The sequence below is a fragment of the Rubellimicrobium roseum genome, from assembly GCF_006152145.1.
In the GTDB taxonomy this organism is placed as follows: domain Bacteria; phylum Pseudomonadota; class Alphaproteobacteria; order Rhodobacterales; family Rhodobacteraceae; genus Rubellimicrobium; species Rubellimicrobium roseum.
On sequence record NZ_VDFV01000138.1, the window covers coordinates 1 to 1736 of the forward strand.

2 protein-coding genes are annotated in these 1736 nt (G+C 70.0%); both read right to left on the minus strand.

What is annotated here, in order from left to right; all coding sequences use genetic code 11:
- On the minus strand, nucleotides 1-412 hold a 412-nt coding region (locus FHG71_RS23190), incomplete at its 3' end, for a TadE/TadG family type IV pilus assembly protein (protein WP_139084165.1).
- A 5-nt stretch (nucleotides 413-417) separates the two neighbouring features.
- Nucleotides 418-1736, minus strand: a 1319-nt coding sequence (locus FHG71_RS23885) for a hypothetical protein (RefSeq protein WP_176559613.1), incomplete at its 5' end; no start/stop codon positions are given.

The window sequence follows — 1736 nt, forward strand, 5'->3', positions numbered from 1 at the left end:
CAAAGGGAAGGGTGATCGTGACGCTGGCGTTCACCGTGGCGACAGGCGCGGGCGAGACCCGGTAGGTTCCGGCCAGGCAGGTGAGCGAGGAGGTGACCGCCGTCACCGTCACCCCCGAAGGCATGACGGAGTTGGTGGACCCGAGGCGATTGGTCACGATGTCCAGCAGTTGCGCGTTGTAGCCGGCCAGGCTGCCGCCCGCGGTGCAGACGTTCGACGGCGCCATGCGGCCCAGGTAGCGGGAGGCGTCCCGGACCCCGGCGATGGTCGACTGGTAGGACCACATGATGCGCGCGCTCTCGAAGGTCAGGCCCAGCAGCAGCACAAGAATGGGCAGGAGCATCGCGAACTCGACCAGGGCGACGCCCTTCTCGTTGCGGGCCAGGCGGCGGAAGAGGGACAGGTGCGCCATCTCGATCACCGGTACAGTTGGACGACGTCGTGGAAGATCGCGTCCCCGTAGGAGCCCGCGCTGCCCGCACTGCCGATCACCTCGGCCACGATGTCGATGTTGGGCGGGGTCTCGCTGTCGGCATTGCTGGCCGGCTCGGTGACGAAGAGCCGGAAGAACTCCTCGACCGGGATACCCGACGCCTTGCCGGTGAACGGGTTCGCGGCGCAGTCGATGCCGGCGGCGATCAGGACGCGGCGGTCGGGGTCGCTGGTCGGGGCCGCATGGCACTGGGCGACGCCCGTCTCCACGCGGGGGCTCGGCAGGATGCGGCCGCTCGCCATGGCTCCGATCTCGGCCAGGTAGTATTCATAGCGCGTCGTGGCGCCGGGATGGGGGTCGGTCGTCGGCGTGGCCGGATCCCCGTCGCCGTAGTTCGCCTCGACATAGGCCAGCCGTCCGTCCGACCAGTCGCCGTCGCCGAAGCGGCTCGATCCGCCGGGACACGTGCCGGTGGCCAGGCAGTCGTCCCGCGGCAGGCCCATCGACTGCTGGGCCACGGGCAGCGGCTTCGTGGCGTCGGCCGTCGTGTCGGTGTAGTCGCAGGTCCCACCGCCCTTGCGGCGGTTCGCGCCGCCCTGGATGACGTTCGGAGCCGGGGCATAGGCCGGGTCGTTGCGCTCGCCGCTCATGGTCGCGTTGTAAAGGTCGAAGCGCGTGTTGAAGGCCTCGGCCAAGCCCACCCGCTGGCCCGGCTCGGTGTCCACGCCGCGCATGGCGTAGCACTGTACAAGAGGCCCTCCTGCGCCGATCAGGCACTGCCAGAGCTTGTTCCCGGTGGTCGGGAGGCCGGCGCAGGGCCCGTTCGGATCCGGGATCGCCGAGGAGGTCGGGTCGAGGAAGCCGAAGTTGCCGGGCTGCCAGGCCGCGTCCTTGCGGCTCGTGCGCAGGACGATGAGGTCGCCGATATGGTCATCGGCCCTGTAGCCGGTCTCGGGCAGGCAGAACATGAGCGGCGTGACGGCGCAGGCGTACTGGGTGAAGCCCGCCACCGACGTCGCGCCGACCTGGGCGTCGTTCCGGGTGCCGCCCAGAAGAACCGACAGGGCCGAGGCGAAGCCCATCTGGACGGTGTGGGGAGTCACGGTCACGCGGACGAAGGCCGCCTGCGTCGGGTCCGTGGTGACGGTATCACCCAAGGGGGGCTGGTCGTCCGCGTCGAGGGCCGACAGGAAGACGAGGTTGGCGTTGCCGATGTCGGCGAAGGTGAGGTCCTGACCGCCTTCCCCGAAGGTCTGCTGCTCCAGCTCTCCGCCGATGACCTCGTTCGCCACGGCGGCTGCGG